Annotated in this window: 1 protein-coding gene; it reads right to left on the bottom strand. The window is 47.2% G+C overall.

What is annotated here, in order from left to right; genetic code table 11:
• Positions 1 to 895: biotin/lipoyl-containing protein (locus A3766_RS02880; RefSeq protein WP_304440920.1), on the bottom strand; the 895-nt coding region annotated here is incomplete at both ends.

Genomic DNA, 895 nt, shown 5'->3' with positions numbered 1-895 from the left:
GCGCAGCTATTTTATTGAACATCTTCATGACTTCAACGATATAGAGCGGATCTCCCGTCTCAAAGTGCTGGCCTTCCTCAATAAAGGGAGGCATATCAGGCGCTTCGCGCGAATAGAACATACCGCCTGAGCTGGCGAGAATCTCATCACTTTTCGCGACAGGTGGTGGTACTAGGACCTTCGCCATCGCTTCCTGATAATCTTTATTGGTTAAGTTCTCAGGAATGACTAAGCTCAGGTCATCAGCGACTTTCAGTTCGAAGAAACCTGTCTTGGCGGCTATGTATGGCAGTAATAGTAGTACTCTGCAGCCAGCTTGATAGCCTGCGTGGGCAGCTTTGATTGCGGCCCAGGTCGCTGTATCAAAATCGCTGTGCTTGGCAGCTTTTAGGGCTTTGTCTAAGTCGTTGAAGTTGCAAATATCCAGTTTTTCTTCAAGTGTGCTATAGAAGGAAAGTGCATCGCTGAGGATTTCCTGGTCATGATCCCAGATCATGGTGGCCGCTGGGTTCTCTCGTTTGTTTCCCGGGTGAAAGTCCATGTTAAGGAAGTGATAAGTTTCATCCAGGACTTTAATCGGGTTTTCTATCCAGGAGACCTTGCCCTTCTTATCAACCGAGAAGTGAGTTTGATGCATGGCCAACCAGCCGGATAACAAGTGTGGTTCAAGCATTAAGTGCTCAACCGGACGTGTAAGCAATAGGTGCTTGCGTTGCAATACGCTTTGCATTGCAGTCTTGTCGTCCTTGGATTTAAGGCTAGCAATATTTGCTTGGCAGACTTCAGCATAAACCTGGTTCAGGTCGTATTGCTGTGCCTGTTTTTTTAACGCGCCTACAGCCGTTAGATAGGGAACGATAAACTGGGTTGTTGGTTTCGCATGAATATTGTTGCC

This window comes from Oleiphilus sp. HI0132 (assembly GCF_001635845.1).
This window is presented reverse-complemented; position numbering and strand designations above follow the sequence as displayed.